Origin of the sequence: Streptomyces sp. NPDC002619, assembly GCF_042889305.1 — a bacterium.
In the GTDB taxonomy this organism is placed as follows: Bacteria; Actinomycetota; Actinomycetes; order Streptomycetales; family Streptomycetaceae; genus Streptomyces.
Genome location: NZ_JBIAQV010000001.1, coordinates 618,452 through 641,156 on the forward strand (window position 1 = coordinate 618,452; position 22,705 = coordinate 641,156).

The window sequence follows — 22,705 nt, forward strand, 5'->3', positions numbered from 1 at the left end:
GGGACACGGGGGAAAAGGACGGATCATGTCACGAGTGCCAGGGTGGCTCGGGTGGCTCGGTGCCGGACTGACCGAGATGAGCGAGCGGCTGGACGAGCGCAGGGCCGAGGTGGAGAAGGAACACACCGAGCCGGTCCCCGTCCCCGTCCCCGCCGACCGTGCCGTCGTACCGGCGCCGTCCGCCCCCGTGCCGACGCCGGCGCCGCCGAGCGGTCCCCGCCCCGACCCGGCGCAGGCCGTGCCGTGGGGCGTACGGGTCGCCGCGGAGGCGGGCTGGCGGCTGCTGGTGCTCGCCGGCACCGTATGGGTCCTGATGCGGGTCATCAGCGCCGTACAACTCGTTGTCTTCGCCTTCGTCATCGCGCTGCTGATCACCGCGCTGCTGCAGCCGACGGTCGCGTGGCTGCGGCGTTACGGCGTGCCGCGCGGTCCCGCCACCACGCTGACGGCGATTCTCGGCTTCGTCGTGATGGGTCTGATCGGCTGGTTCGTGACCTGGCAGGTCATGGAGAACATCGACACGCTCTCCACCCAGATCCAGAGCGGCATCGACGACCTGCGCAACTGGCTGCTGAAGAGCCCCTTCCACGTCACCGACAAACAGATCAACCAGATCGCCAAGAACCTCCGTGAGGCGATCGGCGCCAACGCCGACCAGATCACGTCCACAGGTCTCGAGGGCGTGCAGGTCATCGTCGAGGCCCTGACCGGCATCCTGCTGGTGTTCTTCTCGACGCTGTTCCTGCTGTACGACGGTGAGCGCATCTGGCAGTGGTCGCTGAAGCTGGTGCCCGCGGCGGCCCGCCCGGGCGTGGCCGGCGCCGGCCCGCGCGCCTGGCGCACCCTGACTGCCTACGTCCGCGGCACGGTCCTGGTGGCCCTGATCGACGCCATCTTCATCGGCCTCGGCATCTACTTCCTGGACGTCCCCATGGCCGTCCCGCTGGCCGTGTTCATCTTCCTGTTCTCGTTCATCCCGCTCGTGGGCGCGGTCGCCTCCGGCGCGCTGGCGGTGGTCGTCGCACTGGTGACCCAGGGCGTGTTCACCGCGGTGATGACACTGGCGGTGGTGCTCGCGGTGCAGCAGATCGAGGGCCACGTACTGCAGCCGTTCATCCTCGGCCGCGCCGTCCGTGTGCATCCGCTCGCGGTGGTGCTGTCCGTGGCGGCCGGCGCCATGGTGGCCGGCATCGGCGGCGCGGTGGTGACGGTACCGCTGGTGGCGGTGACGAACACGGTGGTGGGCTATCTGCGGGCGTACTCGCTGGGACTGTCACTGCCCAATGCCGGTGAATCAACAGCCCGTCCGGCGCATGAGGACGAGGCTGTTCAGGCCGCAGGGGGGTCTGGGGGCGCGGCCCCCGGCGAGGCCCGCGCCAACGCCGAGGACCCCGTCCAGCAAAGCTGAACGGGGCCCACGACAACGCGGCTTATTCGGCGAGAATCGCTTCCGCGTCCAGGGTCACTCCGACCGCCTGGATCACCGAGGCGATCTTGAACGCCTCCTGGATCACCTCACGGTCGACGCCAGCCTTGCGCAGCACCTGCTCGTGCGAGTCGAGGCACTGTCCGCAGCCGTTGATGGCGGACACCGCGAACGACCACAGTTCGAAGTCGACCTTCTCGACACCGGGGTTGCCGATGACGTTCATCCGCAGGCCGGCGCGCAGAGTGCCGTACTCGTGGTCGGACAGCAGGTGCCGGGTGCGGTAGAAGACGTTGTTCGTCGCCATCACCGCGGCGGCGGACTTGGCGGCCGTGTACGCCTCGGGCGACAGGTTCGCCTTCGCCTCCGGCCCCAGCTCGCGCAGGACGATGGGGGAGCGCGAGGCGATGGCGGTCACCAGCACCGTGCCCCACAGCTGCTGCGCCGGCAGGTCGGAGTTGCCGATGACCGAACCCAGGTTGAGCTTCAGGTCCTTGGCGTAGTCCGGGATCCGGGACTTGAGGGAGTCGAGGGACATCTCGTCACTCACCGGCCAGCAGGGCGACCGGGTCCAGGGTCTCGTCGCCCTTGCTCCAGTTGCACGGGCAGAGCTCGTCCGTCTGGAGGGCGTCGAGGACCCGCAGGACCTCCTTGGGGTTACGGCCGACCGAACCGGCCGTCACCATCGAGAACTGGATCTCGTTGTTCTGGTCCACGACGAAGACCGCGCGCTTGGCGAAGCCGTCCTCGTCCTCGATGCCGAGGTCGCGCATGAGCTCGTGCTTCGAGTCGGCCATCATCGGGAAGGGCAGGTCGCGCAGGTCGTCGTGGTCCTTGCGCCAGGCGTGGTGCACGAACTCGGAGTCGCCGGAGAAGCCGAGGACCTGGGCGTCGCGGTCGGCGAACTCTTCGTTCAGCTTGCCGAAGGCCGCGATCTCGGTGGGGCACACGAAGGTGAAGTCCTTGGGCCAGGCGAAGATCACCTTCCACTTGCCCTCGTAGGTCTTGTGGTTGATCTTCTCGAACTCCTTGCCCTTCTCCAGCGAGACGCAGGCAGTGAGGTCGAACTCGGGGAACTTGTCACCGACAGTGAGCACGCGCTCTCCTTGCAGCGAGGAAACGCCCGGATCGCGGGCGTTCCCCATGGGTTGGACGGCGTCGATGGTGGCACAAGGTGCATTGATCAGTGAAATAGCTACACTCGGTCGGGTTGATCGGAGGAGGCTATTGGTGACCAGGGGTAATGGCGGCAGGACGAGACAGCCGAGTCTCGCCCAGCTGCGCGCCTTCGCCGCCGTGGCGGAACATCTGCACTTCCGGGACGCGGCGGCCGCCATCGGGATGAGCCAGCCCGCCCTGTCCGGTGCCGTCTCGGCCCTGGAGGAGACCCTGGGCGTCACCCTCCTCGAGCGTACGACCCGCAAGGTGCTGCTCTCGCCCGCCGGTGAGCGTCTCGCCGTACGGGCCAAGGCGGTGCTGGCGGAGGTCGGCGCGCTCCTCGAGGAGGCCGAGGCCGTGCGGGCGCCGTTCACCGGGGCGCTCCGGCTCGGGGTGATTCCGACCGTCGCGCCGTATCTGCTGCCGACGGTGCTGCGCCTCACCCACGACCAGTACCCGGACCTCGATCTCCAGGTGCACGAGGAGCAGACCGCAAGCCTGCTGGACGGGCTGACCGGCGGGCGGCTCGACCTGCTGCTGCTCGCCGTCCCCCTCGGCATCCCCGGCGTCGTCGAACTCCCCCTCTTCGACGAGGACTTCGTGCTCGTCACCCCGCTCGACCACTGGCTCGGCGGCCGCGAGGGCATCCCGCGCCCGGCACTGAGGGAGCTCAATCTGCTGCTCCTCGACGAGGGGCACTGCCTGCGCGACCAAGCTCTCGACATCTGCCGGGAGGCGGGGAGGGCAATCAAGGGAGCGGGGCGAAGCCCCTCGGTTGAGGGTGGTGGCGGGAGACGGGAGGGCGCCCCGGTGACGACCACGGCCGCGGGGCTATCGACGCTGGTCCAGCTCGTCGCCGGCGGGCTCGGCTGCACCCTGCTTCCCCGCACCGCCGTCAAGGTCGAGACGACCCGCAGCAACCAGCTCCTCACGGGGTACTTCGCCGACCCCGCGCCGAGCCGCCGTATCGCCCTCGTCATGCGGACCGGCGCGGCGCGCGGCGCCGAGTACCGGGAACTCGCCGCCGCCCTGCGCGAGGCGCTGCGTCCGTTGCCGGTTCGGGTCCTCGGTCCGGACGCCTGAGCGAGGCGTTCAAACACGTCTGCAATCGATCGAATGCGTGTCGAACAAAGCGACTTGAAGGGCCCTAATGTCCAACTTCGGTCAGCTCGGGGCAGGTGGGAAATACCCGGCTGAAATATGCCCCCACGGCCGGCTCGCCCGCTCGCTGACCGCGTGCGGGATGCTGTTCGGGCAGACCCGGAGGGTGGTGCGGGAGCGCAGCCTGTGACGGCAGGGCAGGTGGGCCGGCATGCGGGCCCCTCCCGGACGGGGAAGGGCCCACATGCGGTGACTACTCCGTGCGCAGCCCGTCCGCGCGCATCAGCCGCATGAGCGGCGGCATGCTGAGCAGCGTCACGACGAGCACGATCGCCGCGCCGATGCCGGTCATCGTGAGGACGCTCGCCCAGTCCACGGCCACCGTCGTGCTCGTCATCCGCAGCAGCACGGCGCCCAGGGTCAGGCCCACCACAGAGGCGAGCAGCAGCCCGAGCGCGATCGGGATCGCCGTCTGCCACAGCACCGACAGGCCCAGGGTGCGGCGCCGGGTGCCGAAGGCGACCAGGGACGACAGCAGCTTCCTGCGTTCGCGCAACTGCTCCAGCTGCGACACCAGCAGGCTCGCGCCGATCAGCGCCAGCACACAGGTCGCGCCCACGAACAGACCGGTGCGGATGGAGGTGAACTTCCCGGCCTGCTGAGTGGCCGCCCACACCATCGGGTCCGCCATCGGGTCGATGCCGGCCGCAGTGTTGCGCACGTACTCGCGCACGTCCGTGACGGACTCGTCCAGCGCCAGATAGAGCTGCCCCTGAGCGGACTTGGCCGTGGCGGGCAGCGCGCTCGGCGTCAGCAGGAAGCCGCCGCGCCGGATCCCGGTGGGGTCCTTGATGGACCGGGCCTGCTTCAGATGCGCCGGTACGGTCCACGGGGTGGCCGCGCCGGGCGAGCCGGAGTAGGACGGGTCGAAGTACATCGTCCGGCCCGCCGTGGCGAGCTTCGGGGTGTCGGAGTCGTACTCGCTGCCCCTCAGGACGAACACGTCACCGTCACGGCACGAGGGCAGCACCGCCACCTCGCGCAGGGCCGCGCAGTCGCCGATGGTCATCTCCGAGGTGTGCTCGGGGTCGCGACGCCGGTCGCCGACGACGTCACCGGACAGGGCGATGACCTTGCTGACGCCCTTCGTGGCCTCGAACTTCCCGGCCGCGTCGTGGAGTTGGACACCCCGCGGGACGTGCACCTGCATCTGGGCGCGGGAGAGGTCGTTCTTCGTCTGCTTGGTGTAGTCGCCCTGCACCCCGGCGAACAGCATCTGCAGCGCGATCGCGCCGGCCACCGCCACCGCGATGCCGTTGACCATGCGCGCCGCCGTGCCGCTGCTCAACTGCAGCCGCCGTACGGCCAGTTGCCAGGCGACCGAGCCGGACCCGAGCCGGGCGACGACCGCCTCCACGATCCACGGCAGCAGCGCTGTGATGCCGACGAGGATGAGGATGACGCCGGCGGTGACCAGGTACTGGTTGAAGCTCCCGTTGTCCCGGCCCTGCCCGATCATCGGGTAGAGCAGTGCCAGACCGCCCAGCGGCAGCAGCGGCCGCCACCACAGGCGCCTGCGCGCCGGCCGTGCCGTACGGACCACGCCCAGCGGCTCGATCACGACGCCGCGCAGGGCGAGCAGGGTGACCAGTACCGCGGCCGCCGGGACCGCGACGCCGACGAGCACGGCCAGCAGCGGCGAGGGGTTCAGATAGCTGGGGAACACGCTGATGTCGAGGATCTCCACGGAGCCCGCGACCTCACGGCCCACCAGGAAGAAGCCGGCGCCGAGGACCAGGCCGAGCAGTGCGCCCGCGAGGGCCTCGCCCGCGGCGATCCGCCGGGTCATCCCGCTGTCGGAGCCGACCAGCCTCAGCGCCGCCAGCCTGCGGTCACGTCGCTCGCCGCCGAACCGTACGGCCGCGGCGATGAACACGGCGACCGGCATCAGCAGCACGGCGAACACGACGAGGACCAGCAGCACCAGCACCGGGTCGGTCTGCTCGGTCGTCGGACTCGGGTTGCCGTAGGCGTCGATACGGGCCACCCGGGAGCCGTCGATCTTCGCGGCGAGCCCCTCGGCGCCCGCGTAGTACGCGAGTTCGTGCGCGCCGACAAGACCGCTCTCCCCGATGGTGCCGGTGATCCGGTACGGCAGCCGCTCCCGCAGCAGCTTCGCCCCGTCGGAGGCGAGCAGCTCCTTCAGCGCGGGCGAGACGACCATCTCGCCGGGTGCCGGATACTTCGCGAGACCCGGCGGCAGTGGCGCCCGCGACCCGTCGGGCTCGACCAGCCGCCCCCGGACGTCCTTGTCGTGGTAGACCGTGTCGGCGTCGGCGATGACGAACGTGTCGTCGGCCGGGCGCTTCACGGCGTTGCCGTACGTGTAGTCCAGCCGGGCCTCCTCGCGCGCGTGCCGTGCGCTCAGCGCGCTCGGGATCGCGGTCGTCAGCAGCAGCAGGGCCACGCCGAGTCCCACGCCGACGGCCGTCAGCAGGACCCGGATCCACCCCTCGCGCCCGCCGGTGAAGGCGAACCGGACCCCCATGGCCAGATCCCGGCCCCACTGCCCGGCCTTCATACGGCCCGCTCCATGTCCCGGGACTTCCCGTCCCGTACGACGATCTCGCGGTCGGAGTAGGCGGCGACCCGGGCCTCGTGCGTGACGAGGACGACGGCCGCGTTGGTGGACCGGGCCGCGTCCGTCAGCAGCTCCATCACTCGCTCGCCGTTCAGCGAGTCGAGCGCGCCGGTCGGCTCGTCGGCGAACAGCACCCGGGGCCCGGTGACCAGCGCCCGCGCCACGGCGACCCGCTGCCCCTGGCCGCCGGAGACCTCACCGGGCCGCTTGCCCTTGAGGTCGTCGACCTCAAGGCGCTGCATCCAGTTCAGGGCGGCCCGCTCGGCCTCCTTGCGGGAGGTGCCGTTCAGCCGCAGCGGCAGCGCCACGTTCTCCACGCACGTCAACTCTGGTACGAGCTGGCCGAACTGGAACACGAACCCGAACTCGGAGCGCCTGAGCTCACTGCGCTGGGCGTCGCTCATCGTCGCGAGCTCGCGCCCGTCGTACGTGATCGACCCCGAGTCGGGCGGCACGATGCCGGCGAGGCAGTGCAGCAGCGTCGACTTGCCGGACCCGGAGGGGCCCATCACGGCGACGACCTCGCCGGGGTGGATGGAGAAGTCGGCGCCGTCGAGCGCGGCGGTCGGGCCGTACGCCTTGCGCAACTGCTCGGCGGCGAGCAGGGAACCGGCGGGAGCGCTCACCTGGCCACCACCTCACGGAGCCTGTCGAGGCGCGCGGCGGTCAGTTCCAGCCAGCGCAGGTCGGCCTCGAGGTGGAACAGGGCGTGGTCGCAGATCAGTTGGTCCGCGAGGTCGCCCTTGCGCTTGCGGTCGGTCAGGATCCGCATGCTGCGCAGGTGCTCGGCGCGCTGGTGGTCGAGGACGTCGGCGGCGTCGCGGTGGGTGAGCAGCGCGAGGACGACCTTGGTGTAGAGGGTCGACTGGAGGTATTCCTCCGGCTTCTCGGGTGTCGCCAGCCAGTGTTCGACGTCGGTGATCCCGGCGTCGGTGATGGCGTACCGCTTGCGCTCGGGGCCGCCGCCCGCCTCGATCCCGTCGACTTCGACGAGCCCGTTCTTCAGCAGCCGGGACATCGTCGAGTAGACCTGGCCGTAGTGCAGCGGCCGGTCGTGACCGAACTTCTCGTCGAAGGCCCGCTTCAGGTCGTAGCCGTGGCGCGGGCCGGACTCCAGGAGCCCCAGGAGGGTGTGACCGATGGACATGCCGAGCACTCTACACACGGTGTATACGTCGCATGTATACGCGGCGTGTGTAGATCATGGCGGGGCGTACGGCGCCGCAGGTGGGGGCCGATTGTCACGGTTCTGCGACAGGCGGCCGGCCCCGGCGCGGCAGGGGACCGGTGTCACGGGGTAGGCGACCCGCCTCCGCCAGCGCCTTGCGCAGCAGGAACTCGATCTGCGCATTGGCCGACCGCAGTTCGTCGCCCGCCCAGCGGGCCAGCGCCTCGTACACCAGCGGGTCCAGCCGCAGCAGCACCTGCTTGCGCTGCTGCGGCCGGCGCCGGGGTGTCTCCTCGGAGGGATCCGTCACTGGTAGAGGGTCCCCGTGTTCAGTACGGGCTGCGGTGCGCGGTCCCCGCACAGCATCACCATCAGGTTGGACACCATCGCCGCCTTGCGCTCGTCGTCCAGTTCCACGATGCCCCGCTCGGCAATGCGAGCGAGCGCCGCCTCCACCATGCCCACGGCTCCGTCGACGATCTGGCGCCGGGCGGCCACGACGGCGCCGGCCTGCTGCCGCTGGAGCATCGCCGAGGCGATCTCGGGAGCGTACGCGAGATGCGTGAAGCGCGACTCGATGATCCGCACTCCGGCCGCCTCCACGCGCGCGTGCAACTCGGTGGCGAGCTTCTCGGTGATTTCCTCGGCGTTGCCGCGCAGCGAGAGCCCGTCCTCGTCGTGGGCGTCGTACGGGTACTCGATCGCGATGTGCCGTACGGCCGTCTCGGTCTGCGTGGCGATGAACTTGGTGTAGTCGTCGACCTCGAAGGTGGCCTGGGCGGTGTCCTGGACGTTCCAGACCACGACCGCGGCGAGCTCGATCGGGTTGCCGTAGGCGTCGTTGACCTTGAGGACGGCGGTCTCGTGGTTGCGCACGCGCGTGGAGATCTTCGTGCGTGAGGTGAAGGGATTGACCCAACGCAGTCCGTCCTGCCGGATCGTCCCCCGGTACCGCCCGAAGAGCTGCACCACCCGCGCCTCGCCCGGCGCCACCGTGTTCAGGCCGCGCATCGCGATGACGGCGGCGAGGAAGACGAGCACGCCGGCGACGATCAGCCCGGCCTTGGCACCGCCCGCGGTCACCGCCGAGGAGGCGACGATCAGGGCGACGGCTCCCGCCAGCCCGACCAGCCCGAGCAGCAGCGCGAGCCCGCCGCCGATGCTGTGCGCGGTGAACTCGCGGACGCGCGGGGCGGGCATCTCGGGTACGTCGTCGTGTGTGGGCATGGTGGGTCCCCCGTTCTCGTGACGGCTTAGCTTCTATCTATCTAACTGATATCACTTTACCCCGCCAAAGCAACCCTCGAACCCTCTCGGCCGTCGGTTCCTATGGAACGGGGTGCTGATTGTCACGTCCGTAAAAGAGCGGATCACAGCCCGTTTGTCATATAGACGGGTGCTAGCTTTCTGAGCTGACCTCGACACGGAAACGGGAGCGACCAACCCATGGGGCGAGCGGAAGAGAGACGAGCGCGACAGCGCGGTGGCCACCGCGCGGCGCCCAGGAACCGCTCGTCGGCCGGTTCCGGCAAGAGCGTCATACGCAGGCTCTTCACCTGGAAGAAGATCCTCGGCACGTTCCTCGGACTGTGCCTGCTCGGCATCGGCTCCTTCATCGTGCTGTACCTGGTGGTGGACGTGCCCAAGGGCAACACGGCCGCCCAGCGCCAGAGCAACGTCTACAAGTACAGCGACGGCACCATCCTGGCCCGCAAAGGCGAGGTCAACCGCGAGATCGTGGACCTGTCCAGGGTGCCGAGGAAGGTCCAGCTGACCTTCGTGGCCGCCGAGAACAAGAGCTTCTACAAAGACGCCGGCGTCGACTTCAAGGGCACCGCGCGCGGTCTGATCAACACGCTGTCGGGCAAGGGCAAGCAGGGTGGTTCGACGATCACCCAGCAGTACGTCAAGAACTACTACCTCAACCAGGACCAGACCGTCACGCGCAAGCTGAAGGAACTGGTCATCTCGCTCAAGGTGGACCGCCAGAAGTCCAAGGACGACATCCTCGCGGGCTACATCAACACCAGCTACTACGGCCGCAACGCCTACGGCATCCAGGCCGCGGCGCAGGCCTACTACCGGGTCGACGCGCAGGACCTCACGGTCGAACAGGGCGCGTACCTGGCCTCCCTGCTCCAGGCGCCGAGCCAGTACGACTGGGCCGTCGCGTCCGACACCGGCAAGAGGCTGGTGAAGGACCGCTGGAACTACGTCCTGAACAACATGGTCGAGGAGGGCTGGCTGGACAAGGCCAAGCGCGACGCCATGAAGTTCCCGGTGCCTCTCGCGCCCAAGGGCGCCCCCGGTCTGGAAGGGCAGAAGGGCTATCTGGTCGATCTGGCCAACAAGCAGCTCGAACAGCAGCTGATGGACCAGGAGGGCCTGACGCAGTCCCAGGCGGAGACCGCGGTCGTCGACCAGGGCTGGACCATCACTCTGAACATCGACCGGAAGAAGCAGGCGCAGCTGGAGAAGGCCGTCAAGGAGGAGCTGACCGGCAAGCTCGACCCGAAGAAGCGCAAGGTCGACGACCACGTGCAGGCCGGGGCCGTCTCCGTGGACCCCAAGACGGGCAGGATCGTCGCCCTGTACGGCGGCGTGGACTACTACAAGCACTACCTGAGCAACGCGACCCGCCGGGACTATCAGCCCGCCTCGACGTTCAAGCCGGTGATCCTCGCCGCCGCCCTGGAGTCGAACGCCCAGACCCAGAGCGGCAAGCCGATCGACGCGAACACGGTCTACGACGGCACGAGTGGCCGTGACGCCGTGGACAACGGAAGGAAGGTCGGCTTCCACCCGCCCAACGAGGACGACCAGAACTACGGCAACATCACCGTCCAGACGGCCATGAACAAGTCGGTCAACTCCGTCTTCGCACAGATGGGCATCGACGTGGGCATGGACAAGGTGATGGGCACGGCCAAGAGCCTGGGCATGGACACCAAGGGCATGCAGGCGGTGCCCGCGCAGACGCTGGGTTCCATGGGCGCGAGCCCGCTGGAGATGGCAGGGATCTACGCCACCCTCGACAACCACGGCAAGAAGGTGACGCCGTCGATCCTCAAGTCGGCGGAGAAGAAGAACCGCAGCGCCGAGATCCCCGACCCGATCGGCGACCAGGTGATCAGCCGTACGGCCGCGGACACGGTGACGTCGGTGCTGACGGGCGTGGTCGACGACGGTACGGCCCGGCAGTCGGTGGCGAACAACCCGCTGCGCCAGGGCCAGCAGGTGGCTGGCAAGACCGGTACCTCCGACGAGAACAAGTCGGCCTGGTTCACCGGCTACACGCCGGACCTGGTCACCTCGGTCGGGCTGTTCGGCGAGGACCAGAAGACCCACGAGCACACGACCCTGGCGGGCGCGACCGGCCTGATCCCCGGCACCGGCAGGATCAACGGCGGTGGCTACCCGGCGCAGATCTGGGCGGCGTACACCTTCGGCGTCACGGACACGGCCAAGTTCAACCTGGACACCGACCAGGGCGCGGCGGTACAGCCGACAAAGACCCCGACGACGGCCCCGCCGACATCGGAAACCCCGTCCCAGACACCGACATCGGCGCCACCCACGTCGAAAACCCCGACGCAAACCCCGACGCAGACGCCGACGACGAAGGCGCCGTCACAGACGCCGACGACGAGGGTGCCAACACCGCCGACACAGACCCCGACGGGCGGCATCACACTGGACCCCTTGGAACCGAATAGCCAACAGTAGGTCACAGTGCTCAAAGAGAGCGGGGAACTGTACGCCCAGCCACAACGGACGCGCAGTTCCCCGCGAACTTCTCAACCCCCGTTGACCTTGTGGGCGATCCGGTCTCCGATCTCCTTGTCGATGTTGCGCCAGTACTGCAGCGCGCGGTCGAGCACCGGCCGGGACACGCCCTGCTTCAGGTGCCCGCTCACGTTGGACACGAGCCGATCACGCGCAGCGTCGTCGAGGACCTCACGGACCATCGTCCCCGGCTGCCCCCAGTCGTCGTCCTCGGCGTGCAAGGCGTACGCCTCCCGCACCATCTCGCCGGCCGTCCGCCAGCCCGCGACGTCCCCGAACCGCCCGACGTCCGCGGCCGGTCCGCCGTACGAGTTGGGCGCGTACACCGCGCCGGTCCGCGCGGCCTCGTACCGCATCGGGCCGTCCTTCGCGTACGAGTTCACCGGCGCGTGGGCGCGGTTCGGCGGCAACTGGGCGTAGTTGGGGCCGATCCGGTAGCGATGCGTGTCCGGGTAGGAGAACAGCCGGCCGAGCAACATCTTGTCGGGGGACGGGCCGATGCCCGGCACCATGTTGGACGGCTCGAACGCGGCCTGCTCGATGTGGACGAAGTAGTTGTCCGGGTTCGTGTTCAGGGTCATCCGGCCGACCTCGATCAGCGGGTAGTCGCCGTGCGGCCACACCTTGGTCAGGTCGAACGGGTTGAACCGGTAGTCGGGCGCGTCCTCGAACGGCATGACCTGGACGTGCATCGTCCAGCTCGGCGCGTTCCCGGACTCGATCGACTGGAACAGGTCGCGGCGGTGGACGTCGGCGTCGGTGCCGGCGAGCTCGTCCGCCTCGGCCTGGGTGAGGAAGTCGATGCCCTGGTCCGTCTTGATGTGGTACTTGACCCAGAACCGCTCACCGCCGCCGTTGACCCACATATAGGTGTGGGACGAGTAGCCATTCATGTTGCGGTACGTCTTCGGGATGCCGCGGTCGCCCATCAGCCACGTCACCATGTGCGCGGACTCGGGGGACAGTGTCCAGAAGTCCCACTGCATGTTGTTGTCGCGCAGACCGCTGTCCGGCCGACGCTTCTGCGAGCGGATGAAGTCCTGGAACTTCTGCGAGTCACGGACGAAGAAGATCGGCGTGTTGTTGCCGACCAGGTCGTAGTTGCCGTACTCCGTGTAGAACTTGAGCGCGAAACCGCGCGGGTCGCGCCAGGTGTCGGGGGAGCCCTGCTCACCCGCGACGGTCGAGAAGCGCGCCAGCATCTCCGTGCGCTTCCCTGGCTGAAACAGGTCGGCCTTGGTGAACTGGCTGATGTCGTTGGTGACTTCGAAGAAGCCGTACGCTCCCGCTCCCTTGGCGTGGACCACTCGCTCGGGGACCCGTTCGCGGTTGAACTGGGCCATTTTCTCGATGAGGTAGTGGTCCTGGAGCAGGATCGGTCCGTCGGACCCGACGGTGAGCGAGTGTTCGTCGCTCTCCACCGGGATTCCCGCGTTGTTCGTCGTGTACGGAACCTGCTGAGGTGCCTGCGTCACGAGCGTCCTCCCGTCGTGCACGTGGGTGGTCAGGTCGTCTCGCTCACCACAGCCAGTCAACTCCGGTGCAAGGACATCAGCAACATTTGGACCGGGTCTAATTCCGGTTCAGCTCGAACCAGACCACCTTCCCGGTGCTCAGCCGTGTCGCGCCCCACCGTCTGGCCAGTTTGTTCACCAGATACAGCCCGCGCCCGCCCTCGTCGGTCGCCCGCGCCTGCCTCAGGCGCGGCAGCTGCGGCACGTCGTCGCCGACCTCGCAGCGCAGCACGTCCGTCCGCAGCAGACGCAGCGTGACCGGCCGTGACGCATAGCGCACGGCGTTCGTCACGACCTCGCTGACCAGGAGCTCCACCGAATCGCTCAGGTCCTCCAGACCCCAGCGGGACAGCGCGCGCCGCGCCAGCCGGCGGGCCCGGCCGGGCGCCGCGTCCTCCGGCTCCAGGAACCAGTACGCCACGTCACTCGGCGCGATCCCGTCGAAGCGGGCGGCGAGCAGCGCGATGTCGTCGTCCCGGTCGCCCGGACCGAGCATGTCGAGCACCTCGTCGCACAGGGCTTCGAGGGGCGGCGGGTGATCGGGGCCGGTGAGCTGCGCGGTCGCGGCGAGCTTCTCGCGCAGCTGCTCTATGCCGGTCCACACGTCCCTCAGCCGCGACTCGACCAGGCCGTCCGTGTAGAGGAGCAGCGTGGCCCCGGCGGGCGCGTCCAGCTCGACGGCCTCGAAGTCCACCCCGCCGACGCCGATGGGCGCGCCCGCCGGCACCCGCAGCACCTCGGCCCGGCCGCCCAGGTGCAGCAGGACCGGCGGCGGATGGCCGGCGTTGGCGATGGTGATGCGGTGCGAGACCGGGTCGTACACGGCGTACAGGCAGGTCGCCATGCGGTCGGTGCCCAGCCGCTGGGCCTGCTCGTCGAGATGGTGCAGCACCTCCTGGGGCGGCAGGTCCAGCCCGGCCAGGGTCTGCGCCGTGGTGCGCAGCTGGCCCATGATCGCGGCGGAGGTCATGGAGTGGCCCATCACGTCGCCGACGACCAGCGCGACCCGGCTGCCGGGCAGCGGGATCGCGTCGTACCAGTCGCCGCCGACGCGGGCGGTCTCGGCGGCGGGCAGATAGCGGGACGCCAGCCGGACGCCCGTCGCACGGGGCAGATGCTCGGGCAGCATCGTGCGCTGCAGCTCGTCGGCGATGTACGCCTCGCGGCCGTACAGCACCGCCTTGTCGATGCCGAGCGCGCTGTGGGTGGCCAGCTGGGCGGCGACCAGCAGGTCGTCGGCCTCGAACGCCAGGCGCTCGGGGCGGCGCAGGAACAGCGCGGCACCGATGACCCGGCGGCGGCCGCGCAGCGGCGCGAGGATCGCGTGCTGTCCGCCGGGCACCACCGACTCACCGCCCTCGCCGAGGAGTTCGGGCAGTGCGGCGCGGGCGGCGGGCGTGTCCGCGAACACGGGCCGGACGCCGCGCAGCACCTCGTTGAGTGCGCCGCCGGGCCGTACCTCGCACAGCTCGGCCGTCAGCGCGGACAGCCCGGACAGCTCCGACCCGTCGGGCTCCGGCGCCGGCGCGGGCAGGAAGCCGCCCTCGGTGTCACGCTCCTCCGGAATCCGGTCGGTGCGGCGCAGCCGCAGCACCACGGGCCCGGTGGGGCGCTCGTCGCCGACCGGCAGCGGGTCGCGCAGATAGACCAGGATCGCGTCCGAGAAGGTTGGCACGGTGGCCCGGCACAGGCCCATGACGATCTCGTCGAGGTCGATGCCGCGGGCGATCCGCCGGGTCGCGGCGCCCACGAACCGCAGCCGGTCCCCGTCCCGCCGCATCGGCATCGGCCGCCCGGGCGGCAGTCCCCGCCCCGTACGGCGCTCCTGGGAGCCGGCGGCCCGCTCCTGCTCGGCGCCCGGCTGGGGCGGGATCGCCTCCGGCGCCGGCGTGGGGCGCGGGCGGTGCGTGTCGGTCTCCGCCGCGGCCGGCTGGGAGTGCTCGGGGCCGTTGACTGGGGGCTCCTTCCCCTTCCCGGGGGGCGTGTTCGTCCCCGGCTTCCCGGAGGGTGTGCTCGTCCCCGGCGCCGGCGTCTCGCCGGTGCGGGCCTGTGCCGGTAAAGCGGCGCCGAACGGCTTCGGGGAACGCAGCAGCGCCCCGCGGGGATCCGCGGGGTCGGCGCCCGGCTGAGGGCGTTCGTAGGAGGTGGGGTGCTCCGTCACGCGTGTCGCATCCGTCCGTCCGGGGCTGCGCACCGCGCACGCAGTTCGTCCCGCCGAAATGCCGATACCCGGAATACGTGTCCCAGGAACGGAATTCCCGCGTGGTCAGAGGCTGTGCCTGTGCCACCGGCGAACCCTCTGCGGTTCAGGCCGGTGTTGCCCTCGTACCCCTCGCTCACGTCCTGCCGCCCCTCGGTGACGTTCGGTCAAGCCCGGCACAAGATCCGGGAGTTGTGGCTGCGCCCTTGCGGAGGACGATCCTACGGTTGTGGACCGGGGGCGCATCAAGGGTCTCATGTGGACACGTGCGCGGGCGTACGGTCCCAGTCCTTGGGCAGTGACGGTACCGCCCAGGACGGGTCCGGGCGCCAGTGCTGCCAATCCTGATCGAACGGCGGGCCCCAGGCGTCGATCGCCGCCACCGCCGAGCTCCCCGCCTCCCGTACCCGTTGGGCGAGTTCAGCGCCCATCAGGCCGTCCCGCTGGGCCTGTGCGAACTCGTCCTCGTCGCGCCAGTGCCAACTGCGGTCCGGGTGCACGGAGATGTCCAGGAAGTGGTCTTCGGAGTCGACCCCGCCAGCCCAACGGGCCAGCGGTTCCTCAAGATTGACGTACCAGTTCTTGAACTGCCAGCCCGGCTCCCAGAACAGCCACACCGACCAGGGCTCGCCGGGCCGGGCCAGCTTGAGCACACCCGTGCCGAACCAGCGGTCGAGCTGCACGCCGCGCGGCCTGGTGTACCGGGACTCGAGCGGCTCGAGTTGCACCGGCGTGCCGTCGGCCAGCACCGGCTTCACACACTCGGTGCCGGGCGCCAGCCACACGGCGAGCAGCTCGGGGTCGTCCCGTACGACGGTGACCGGGCGCGCGATGTGGAAGCGCTCAGAGGCGTTCTCCCGGTACCGCCACAGGATGTGACTCCCGGGCGCCCAGAAGCCCGCCGGGTCCGCCGCCGTTCCGCGTTCCACGCGTCTCACCGCTCCGCCGTCTGCCATGCACAGATATTAGGTGCCCCAGGCATACGACGCTGCGGCGCGCGTCACGGTTCTCGCCCTCCCCCGGAAAGGTTCACGACCGGTCACGGACGCGTCATACGCAGGACATCCAGCGCCTCGTCGAGCTGCTCCAGGGTGAGGTCGCCGCGTTCCACGTACCCGCCCTCCAGCACCACCTGACGGATCGTCCGGCGCTGCGCGAGGGCCTTCTTGGCCACCTTGGCGGCCTCCTCGTACCCGATGTACTTGTTCAGCGGCGTGACCACGGAGGGCGACGACTCGGCGTACTCGCGGGCACGTTCGCGGTTCGCGGTGATGCCGTCCACGGTGCGGTCGGCGAGCAGCCGGGAGACGTTGGCGAGCAGTCGTACGGACTCCAGCACGTTGCGCGCGATGACCGGCAGCATGACGTTCAGCTCGAAGTTGCCCGCCGCGCCGGCCGTGGCGATGGCAACGTCGTTGCCGATGACCTGCGCGCTCACCATGAGCACCGCTTCCGGGATGACCGGGTTGACCTTGCCCGGCATGATCGAGGAGCCGGGCTGGAGGTCGGGGAGCTGGATCTCGGAGAGCCCGGTGCGCGGTCCGGAGGACATCCAGCGCAGATCGTTGGCGATCTTGGTCAGCCCGACGGCGATGGTCCGCAGCTGCCCGCTGGTCTCGACGATCCCGTCCCGCGCGCCCTGCGCCTCGAAGTGGTTGCGCGCCTCGGTGAGCGGCAGCCCGGTGGCCCGCGCCACCTCCTCGATGACGGCCGCGGAGAAGCCGGGCGGGGTGTTGATGCCGGTGCCCACCGCGGTGCCGCCCAGCGGCAGTTCGGCGAGCCGGGGCAGGGACGCCCGCAGCCGCTCGATCCCGTACCGCACCTGGGCGGCGTACCCGCCGAACTCCTGCCCCAGGGTCACCGGCGTGGCGTCCATCAGATGCGTCCGCCCGGACTTCACGACGTCCGCGAACTCCTCCGCCTTGTGCTCCAGCGCCGCGGCGAGGTGCTCCAGGGCCGGGATCAGATCGCGGGTGACGGCGGCGGTCGCGGCGATGTGGATGGACGACGGGAAGACGTCGTTGGACGACTGCGAGGCGTTGACGTGGTCGTTCGGATGCACGTCCCGGCCGAGCCGCTCGCTCGCCAGGGTGGCGATGACCTCGTTCGTGTTCATGTTGGACGAGGTCCCGGACCCCGTCTGGAACACGTCGATGGGGAAGTGCGCGTCCCACGCCCCCTCGGCGACCTCGGCCGCCGCGTCCTGGATCGCCTGCGCGACCTCCTTGTCCACCACACCCAGCTCGGCGTTCACCTTCGCGGCGGCCGCCTTGATCCGGGCCAGTGCCTCGATGTGCGCCCGCTCGATGCGCTGACCGGAAATGGGGAAGTTCTCCACCGCCCGCTGGGTCTGCGCACGCCACTTGGCATCCGCGGGGACCCGCACCTCACCCATCGAATCGTGCTCGATCCGGTACGTCTGCTCCTGCTGACCGTCGGCCACAGCCGATCACCTCCGTCCGGGTCAGCGCGGTCCGCGCCGAGGCTATTCCTGTCACGCGCGTGCTCCCGACAGCCCCCGACGCCCCGAACGCCACCCGGATACCGGCACACGAAGGGGCCCCGGGCGACAGCGCCCGAGGCCCCTCACGCCGGTCGGTGTCAGATCACGCCAGCCCGGGCCCGCGCACCGGGATCGTCGTGAACGTCGGCTGCGGTGCCGGATCCTGGAAGAAGTCGTTGCCCTTGTCGTCGACGACGATGAACGCCGGGAAGTCCTCGACCTCGATCTTCCAGACCGCCTCCATGCCGAGCTCCTCGTACTCGACGACCTCGACCTTCTTGATGCAGTCCTGAGCGAGCCGGGCGGCGGGGCCGCCGATGGAGCCGAGGTAGAAGCCGCCGTGGGTGCCGCAGGCGTCGGTGACCTGCTTGCTGCGGTTGCCCTTGGCCAGCATGACCTTGGAGCCGCCCGCCGCCTGGAACTGCTCGACGTAGGAGTCCATGCGGCCCGCCGTGGTCGGCCCGAAGGAACCGGAGGCGTACCCCTCGGGCGTTTTCGCCGGGCCCGCGTAGTACACCGGGTGGTCCTTCAGGTACTGCGGCATCTCCTCGCCCGCGTCCAGCCGCTCCTTGATCTTGGCGTGCGCGATGTCGCGGGCCACGACCAGCGGACCGGTGAGGGAAAGCCGGGTCTTCACCGGGTACTTGGTCAGCTCGGCGAGGATCGACTCCATCGGCTGGTTCAGGTCGATCTTCACGACGTCGGAGGACTCGTTCAGGTGCTCGTCCGTCGTCTCCGGCAGGAACCGCGCCGGGTCCGTCTCGAGCTGCTCCAGGAACACGCCCTCCGCGGTGATCTTCGCGACGGCCTGGCGGTCGGCGGAGCAGGACACGGCGATGGCCACCGGGCAGGACGCGCCGTGGCGGGGGAGGCGGACGACGCGGACGTCGTGGCAGAAGTACTTGCCGCCGAACTGAGCGCCGATACCGATCTTCTGAGTCAGCTCGAAGACCTTCTCCTCCAGCTCCTTGTCCCGGAAGCCGTGGCCGAGTGGCGAGCCCTCGGTGGGCGCGTTGTCCAGGTAGTGCGCGGAGGCGTACTTCGCGGTCTTGAGGGCGTACTCGGCGCTCGTACCGCCGACGACGATCGCCAGGTGGTACGGCGGGCAGGCGGCCGTACCGAGCGAACGGATCTTCTCCTCCAGGAACTTCATCATGGAGGCCTCGTTCAGGACGGCCTTCGTCTCCTGGTACAGGAAGGACTTGTTGGCGGAGCCGCCGCCCTTCGCCATGAAGAGGAACTTGTAGGCGCCGCCGTCCGTCGCGTACAGCTCGATCTGCGCCGGGAGGTTGGAGCCGGTGTTCTTCTCCTCCCACATGGTGAGCGGAGCCATCTGCGAGTAGCGCAGGTTCAGCTTGGTGTAGGCGTCGTAGATGCCGTGCGACAGGGCCTTCTCGTCCTCGCCCGAGGTGAGGACGTTCTGGCCGCGCTTGCCCATGACGATCGCGGTGCCGGTGTCCTGGCACATGGGCAGCACGCCCGCCGCCGCGATGTTCGCGTTCTTCAGCAGGTCCAGCGCGACGAACTTGTCGTTGCCGGACGCCTCCGGGTCGTCGATGATGCGCCGCAGCTGGGCGAGGTGCGCGGGCCGCAGGTAGTGCTGGATGTCGTGGATGGCCTCTTCGGCGAGCTTGCGCAGCGACTCTGGCTCGACCTTGAGGAACGTCCGCCCGTCGGCCTCGAAGGTGGAGACACCCTCGGAGGTCACCAGCCGGTAGGGGGTGGTGTCCTCTCCCTGGGGGAGCAGATCGGTATACGCGAACTCAGGCATCTCAGCCATTTCCTCACTCGGCAGACAGCGGCTGGCCTCCATTGGCAGCGCCCACCAGCGTAGAACCTGCCACTGACGGCGATTCTGTGAGGTTGGGCTCAGTTCACGCCACGGCTGGCCTAGACCTCCTGGGGCCTGCGCCACAGGACAGGTGGCTCCGCCACATGACCTGCGATGCCGCACGCCGATCGCACGCACCGAACGCCGCGTCGCTCGCGTTCCGCGCGAACGACGGGGAACTCGGAACAGACCCTAGTCGCGATCTATCGCGTTTCGGTACGCTGCTGTCGTGGACCTTCAGAAGCACGCCCAACAGGAGACCGCAGCGCCGCGCGTGACCGAGCTGCGCGCCTCGGACGCCGACCGTGACCGCATCGCCGACATCCTGCGCGACGCCCTCGGCGAAGGGCGCGTCACGGCAGAAGAGCACGCCGAGCGCGTGGAGGGGGTGCTGAACGCCAAGACGGTCGGTGAGCTGGAGGTCTTCATCCAGGACCTGCCCGCGGCCCACCAGCGCTCCGCAGCGCCCGCCTATACCCCTGTGCCACCCCGACCGGAATCCGGCGCGATCCCGGCCGAGGCCGACGCCAACGTTGTCGCCGTGTTCAGCTCCGCCGCCCGCAAAGGCCGCTGGCGCGCCGGCCGCCGGCTGCACGCGTACGCCGTCTTCGGCACCGTGGAGATCGACCTCAGCGAGGCGATCTTCGAGTACCAGCAGGTCGTGATCAAGGCGGTCTCGGTCCTCGGTGACGTCCAGATCCGCGTCCCGGAGAACGTGTCGCTGCGCGGCACCGGCGGCGGCGTGCTCGGCAACTTCGAGGTGGACACGCTGGATTCGGTCGACTCCGAGGCGCCCGTCGTCTACGTGGACGGGTGGGCCGTGCTGGGCAATGTCGAGGCGCGGCCGCGGCGCGGCAAGCTAGTCGCGGACATCCTCGACCGCGTTCACCAGAAGGTCGACCGGACACTGCGCAAACACCTCGACCGTTGACGGTCGTGAACCCGGTCCGCCGCGGGGGGTCGTGAACCGGCCGTCGCGCGCCCTCGGTTGCGAACGCAGTGCATAGGCGTACGTACAACGGGTAGGGCTTGCTGCATCGTCTCTCGCTCGCGAAGCCGTCGTCAGGAGTAGACCGTGCTGCAACCGCCGCATTCGTCCCTGCAGGTAGCTGCCGTACCGGCCCAGCGGGGTCCGGCGCGCGACAGGGACCAAGACGCACCCTGGCACACCGAGGCGGTGTGCCGACGCGACGAGGCCGGCCTGTTCTTCGCGCCCTCGAAGGAGCCCACGGCGGCCCGGCTGTCCCGAGAGGAGGCGGCCAAGCGGGTCTGTGCGCGCTGCCCGGTGATGGTCGAGTGCCGCGAGCACGCACTGCTCCAGCCCGAGCCGTACGGCGTCTGGGGCGGCCTGACCGCCGCCGAACGCCGCGTGGTCCTGGCCCGGCGCCGCCGCCGCGACCTGGAACTGAAGAAGGCGGCACGCGCGACGAACCGCATAGCGGCGGCGGGCTGACGAAGTCCGGTACATGTGAGTGGGGCGCCCCCCTTCCGCACAAAGGGGGCGCCCTTTTCAATGAGCGGGCACTGGTCCTACCTGTAACGGCCGCGGGGCAGTGTCGATATACGGCTCCGCCGCGTGGGCGCGAAGCCCCCCACGCACCCGCACCCGAAACCGCACGGCGCCCTACTTGGCGCGATCGAAGTCAATCGCGCTATAGGCCCGCAGCTTGCTGAGCCGATGCTCGGAGTCGATCCGTCGCACGGTCCCGGACCGAGACCGCATCACGATGGAATCGGTGGTAGCGGTCTCCGACCGATACCGAACCCCCCGCAGCAACTCCCCGTCCGTGATCCCGGTCGCGACGAAGAACACGTTCTCCCCGGTCACGAGATCCTCCGTCGTGAGCACCCGGTCGAGATCGTGCCCCGCGTCGATCGCACGCCCGCGCTCCGCGTCGTCCTTCGGCCACAGCTTGCCCTGGATGGTGCCGCCGAGGCACTTCACGGCGCAGGCCGAGATGATGCCCTCGGGGGTGCCGCCGACGCCGAGCAGGAGGTCGATACCGGTGCCCTCGCGCAGCGCGAGGATCGAGCCGGCGACGTCGCCGTCGGAGATCAGCTTGATGCGCGCGCCGGCCTCCCGGACCTCCTTGATGATGCCTTCGTGCCGCGGCCGGTCGAGGATACAGACGGTGACGTCCTCGGGCGTGGACCGCTTGGCCTTGGCGACCCGGCGGACGTTGACCGACACGGGCGCGTCGATGTCGACGAAGTCAGCCGCCTCGGGGCCGGTGACCAGCTTGTCCATGTAGAACACGGCGGACGGGTCGAACATGGCGCCGCGTTCGGCGGCGGCGAGGACGGCGATCGCGTTCGGCATGCCCTTGGCCGTCAGCGTGGTGCCGTCGATCGGGTCGACGGCGATGTCGACCTCGGCCCCGGTGCCGTCGCCGACACGCTCCCCGTTGAAGAGCATCGGGGCCTCGTCCTTCTCGCCCTCCCCGATGACGACCACGCCGTTCATCGACACGGTGGAGACGAGGGTACGCATCGCGCGCACCGCGGCTCCGTCGGCGCCGTTCTTGTCGCCGCGCCCGACCCAGCGGCCCGCGGCCATCGCGGCGGCTTCGGTGACCCGTACGAGTTCCAGGGCGAGGTTGCGGTCGGGGGCTTCGGAGGGGACATCGAGTTCGGACGGCAGGTGATGATGCTCGGTCATCGGAGCGCACCTTTCTGATACGGCGACGGCCGGATGAGGGTTTTCGTCCCGACTCTATCGTCAGACAGACAAAATGAGCAGGGGCCCCCACGGATGAGCGGGACGGGCACCTGCGACGATAGGGACGTGGCAGGTTCGAACGGCAAGCAGAAGTCGGTCCGGGACATGATCCTTTCCCTGGGCCTGATCGGGATCGCGGCGGGCGTCATCTACGTCTTCATCCCGCACGACGACCACGCTCCCGACATCAAGCGGGTCGACTACCGCGTGGAGCTCCTCACGGCGAGGCGCGCCGCGAGCTACCCGGTGGCCGCACCCGAGGGCCTGCCCGGCACCTGGAAGGCCACCTCGGTCCGCTTCCAGGGGGCGAACGCCGACCGCTGGCACCTGGGGTTCCAGATCCCCGACGGTCAGTACGTGCAGATCGAGCAGTCCACTCAGAAGCGCGCCGAGTTCATCGACGAGGCCAGTCAGGGCGCCAGGGCCACCAAGGTCACACAGAAGATCGGCGACCGCACCTGGACGCGCTACACCGGCGGTCGCTACGACGCCCTCGTGCTCGAGGACACCCCTGGCTCCACGACGGTGGTCGCGGGTACGGCGCCCTTCGGCGAGCTGGCGACGATGGCCGGTGCGCTGAAGCTGGCCTGACGCCCCTGGACCTGTCCCCTGACGTACGAGAGGCCCCCGGCGCCGTTGCCGGGGGCCTCTCGTGTCC

At 69.6% G+C, this 22,705-nt stretch carries 19 protein-coding genes; 6 read left to right on the forward strand and 13 right to left on the reverse strand.

Going from position 1 to position 22,705, the window contains the following annotated elements; translation table 11 throughout:
• Positions 1–25: 25 nt before the first annotated feature.
• Positions 26–1,408, forward strand: coding sequence for an AI-2E family transporter (locus ACFYXB_RS03115; RefSeq protein ID WP_389577126.1), 1,383 nt, complete (start codon positions 26–28; stop codon positions 1,406–1,408).
• Between the two features lie 22 nt (positions 1,409–1,430).
• Here ACFYXB_RS03115 and ACFYXB_RS03120 read toward each other — a convergent pair whose 3' ends face one another.
• Positions 1,431–1,964: an alkyl hydroperoxide reductase gene (locus ACFYXB_RS03120; protein ID WP_389577444.1), complete on the reverse strand. Its 534-nt coding sequence runs from the start codon at positions 1,962–1,964 to the stop codon at positions 1,431–1,433.
• A gap of 4 nt (positions 1,965–1,968) precedes the next feature.
• Positions 1,969–2,523 (reverse strand): peroxiredoxin, encoded by a 555-nt coding sequence (locus ACFYXB_RS03125; protein WP_388506420.1) that lies wholly within the window; start codon positions 2,521–2,523, stop codon positions 1,969–1,971.
• A gap of 133 nt (positions 2,524–2,656) precedes the next feature.
• On the opposite strand from ACFYXB_RS03125, the gene ACFYXB_RS03130 reads away from it, so the two are divergent.
• Complete coding sequence (locus ACFYXB_RS03130) at positions 2,657–3,667, forward strand: LysR substrate-binding domain-containing protein (RefSeq protein ID WP_389577128.1); 1,011 nt, start codon at positions 2,657–2,659, stop codon at positions 3,665–3,667.
• Between the two features lie 271 nt (positions 3,668–3,938).
• Here the strand turns inward: ACFYXB_RS03130 and ACFYXB_RS03135 are convergent, their stop codons facing one another.
• From ACFYXB_RS03135 to ACFYXB_RS03155, 5 genes are all read right to left on the reverse strand, one after another.
• The gene (locus ACFYXB_RS03135; protein ID WP_389577130.1) at positions 3,939–6,266 is read right to left on the reverse strand and encodes an ABC transporter permease; all 2,328 of its coding nucleotides are present in this window, start codon (positions 6,264–6,266) and stop codon (positions 3,939–3,941) included.
• A complete protein-coding gene (locus ACFYXB_RS03140; protein ID WP_389577132.1) occupies positions 6,263–6,952 on the reverse strand; it encodes an ABC transporter ATP-binding protein in 690 nt (229 codons plus the stop codon). Before ACFYXB_RS03140 ends, ACFYXB_RS03135 begins: the two co-directional genes overlap by 4 nt.
• Positions 6,949–7,473: a PadR family transcriptional regulator gene (locus ACFYXB_RS03145; RefSeq protein WP_389577134.1), complete on the reverse strand. Its 525-nt coding sequence runs from the start codon at positions 7,471–7,473 to the stop codon at positions 6,949–6,951. The genes ACFYXB_RS03140 and ACFYXB_RS03145 overlap by 4 nt, the downstream gene beginning before the upstream one ends.
• A gap of 94 nt (positions 7,474–7,567) precedes the next feature.
• On the reverse strand, positions 7,568–7,804 hold the full coding sequence (locus ACFYXB_RS03150; RefSeq protein ID WP_351344209.1) for a hypothetical protein: 237 nt from the start codon (positions 7,802–7,804) through the stop codon (positions 7,568–7,570).
• A complete protein-coding gene (locus ACFYXB_RS03155) occupies positions 7,801–8,721 on the reverse strand; it encodes an SPFH domain-containing protein (RefSeq protein ID WP_389577136.1) in 921 nt (306 codons plus the stop codon). The genes ACFYXB_RS03150 and ACFYXB_RS03155 overlap by 4 nt, the downstream gene beginning before the upstream one ends.
• A gap of 219 nt (positions 8,722–8,940) precedes the next feature.
• On the opposite strand from ACFYXB_RS03155, the gene ACFYXB_RS03160 reads away from it, so the two are divergent.
• Positions 8,941–11,220 (forward strand): transglycosylase domain-containing protein, encoded by a 2,280-nt coding sequence (locus ACFYXB_RS03160; protein ID WP_389577138.1) that lies wholly within the window; start codon positions 8,941–8,943, stop codon positions 11,218–11,220.
• Between the two features lie 71 nt (positions 11,221–11,291).
• Here ACFYXB_RS03160 and ACFYXB_RS03165 read toward each other — a convergent pair whose 3' ends face one another.
• The 5 genes from ACFYXB_RS03165 to ACFYXB_RS03185 form a co-directional block, all read right to left on the reverse strand.
• On the reverse strand, positions 11,292–12,755 hold the full coding sequence (locus ACFYXB_RS03165; RefSeq protein ID WP_389577140.1) for a catalase: 1,464 nt from the start codon (positions 12,753–12,755) through the stop codon (positions 11,292–11,294).
• A gap of 97 nt (positions 12,756–12,852) precedes the next feature.
• On the reverse strand, positions 12,853–14,955 hold the full coding sequence (locus ACFYXB_RS03170; protein ID WP_389577142.1) for a SpoIIE family protein phosphatase: 2,103 nt from the start codon (positions 14,953–14,955) through the stop codon (positions 12,853–12,855).
• A gap of 293 nt (positions 14,956–15,248) precedes the next feature.
• Entirely contained in the window at positions 15,249–15,950 is a 702-nt protein-coding gene (locus tag ACFYXB_RS03175; RefSeq protein WP_389577144.1) for a DUF402 domain-containing protein, read from the reverse strand.
• An 83-nt stretch (positions 15,951–16,033) separates the two neighbouring features.
• Positions 16,034–17,437 carry a class II fumarate hydratase gene (locus tag ACFYXB_RS03180; protein ID WP_389577146.1) on the reverse strand — a complete coding sequence of 468 codons (1,404 nt, stop codon included), beginning with the start codon at positions 17,435–17,437 and terminating at the stop codon, positions 16,034–16,036.
• A 163-nt stretch (positions 17,438–17,600) separates the two neighbouring features.
• Positions 17,601–19,277, reverse strand: a complete 1,677-nt coding sequence (locus ACFYXB_RS03185) for a fumarate hydratase (RefSeq protein WP_389577148.1) — start codon at positions 19,275–19,277, stop codon at positions 17,601–17,603.
• 280 nt (positions 19,278–19,557) lie between these two features.
• Here ACFYXB_RS03185 and ACFYXB_RS03190 point away from each other — a divergent pair, with 280 nt between their 5' ends.
• Positions 19,558–20,259 (forward strand): DUF1707 domain-containing protein, encoded by a 702-nt coding sequence (locus ACFYXB_RS03190; RefSeq protein WP_389577150.1) that lies wholly within the window; start codon positions 19,558–19,560, stop codon positions 20,257–20,259.
• Between the two features lie 144 nt (positions 20,260–20,403).
• On the forward strand, positions 20,404–20,781 hold the full coding sequence (locus ACFYXB_RS03195) for a WhiB family transcriptional regulator (protein ID WP_389577152.1): 378 nt from the start codon (positions 20,404–20,406) through the stop codon (positions 20,779–20,781).
• A gap of 171 nt (positions 20,782–20,952) precedes the next feature.
• Here the strand turns inward: ACFYXB_RS03195 and glpX are convergent, their stop codons facing one another.
• Positions 20,953–21,987: a class II fructose-bisphosphatase gene (glpX, locus tag ACFYXB_RS03200; protein WP_389577154.1), complete on the reverse strand. Its 1,035-nt coding sequence runs from the start codon at positions 21,985–21,987 to the stop codon at positions 20,953–20,955.
• Between the two features lie 126 nt (positions 21,988–22,113).
• Here glpX and ACFYXB_RS03205 point away from each other — a divergent pair, with 126 nt between their 5' ends.
• The gene (locus tag ACFYXB_RS03205) at positions 22,114–22,638 is read left to right on the forward strand and encodes a DUF4245 domain-containing protein (RefSeq protein WP_389577156.1); all 525 of its coding nucleotides are present in this window, start codon (positions 22,114–22,116) and stop codon (positions 22,636–22,638) included.
• Positions 22,639–22,705 lie beyond the last annotated feature (67 nt).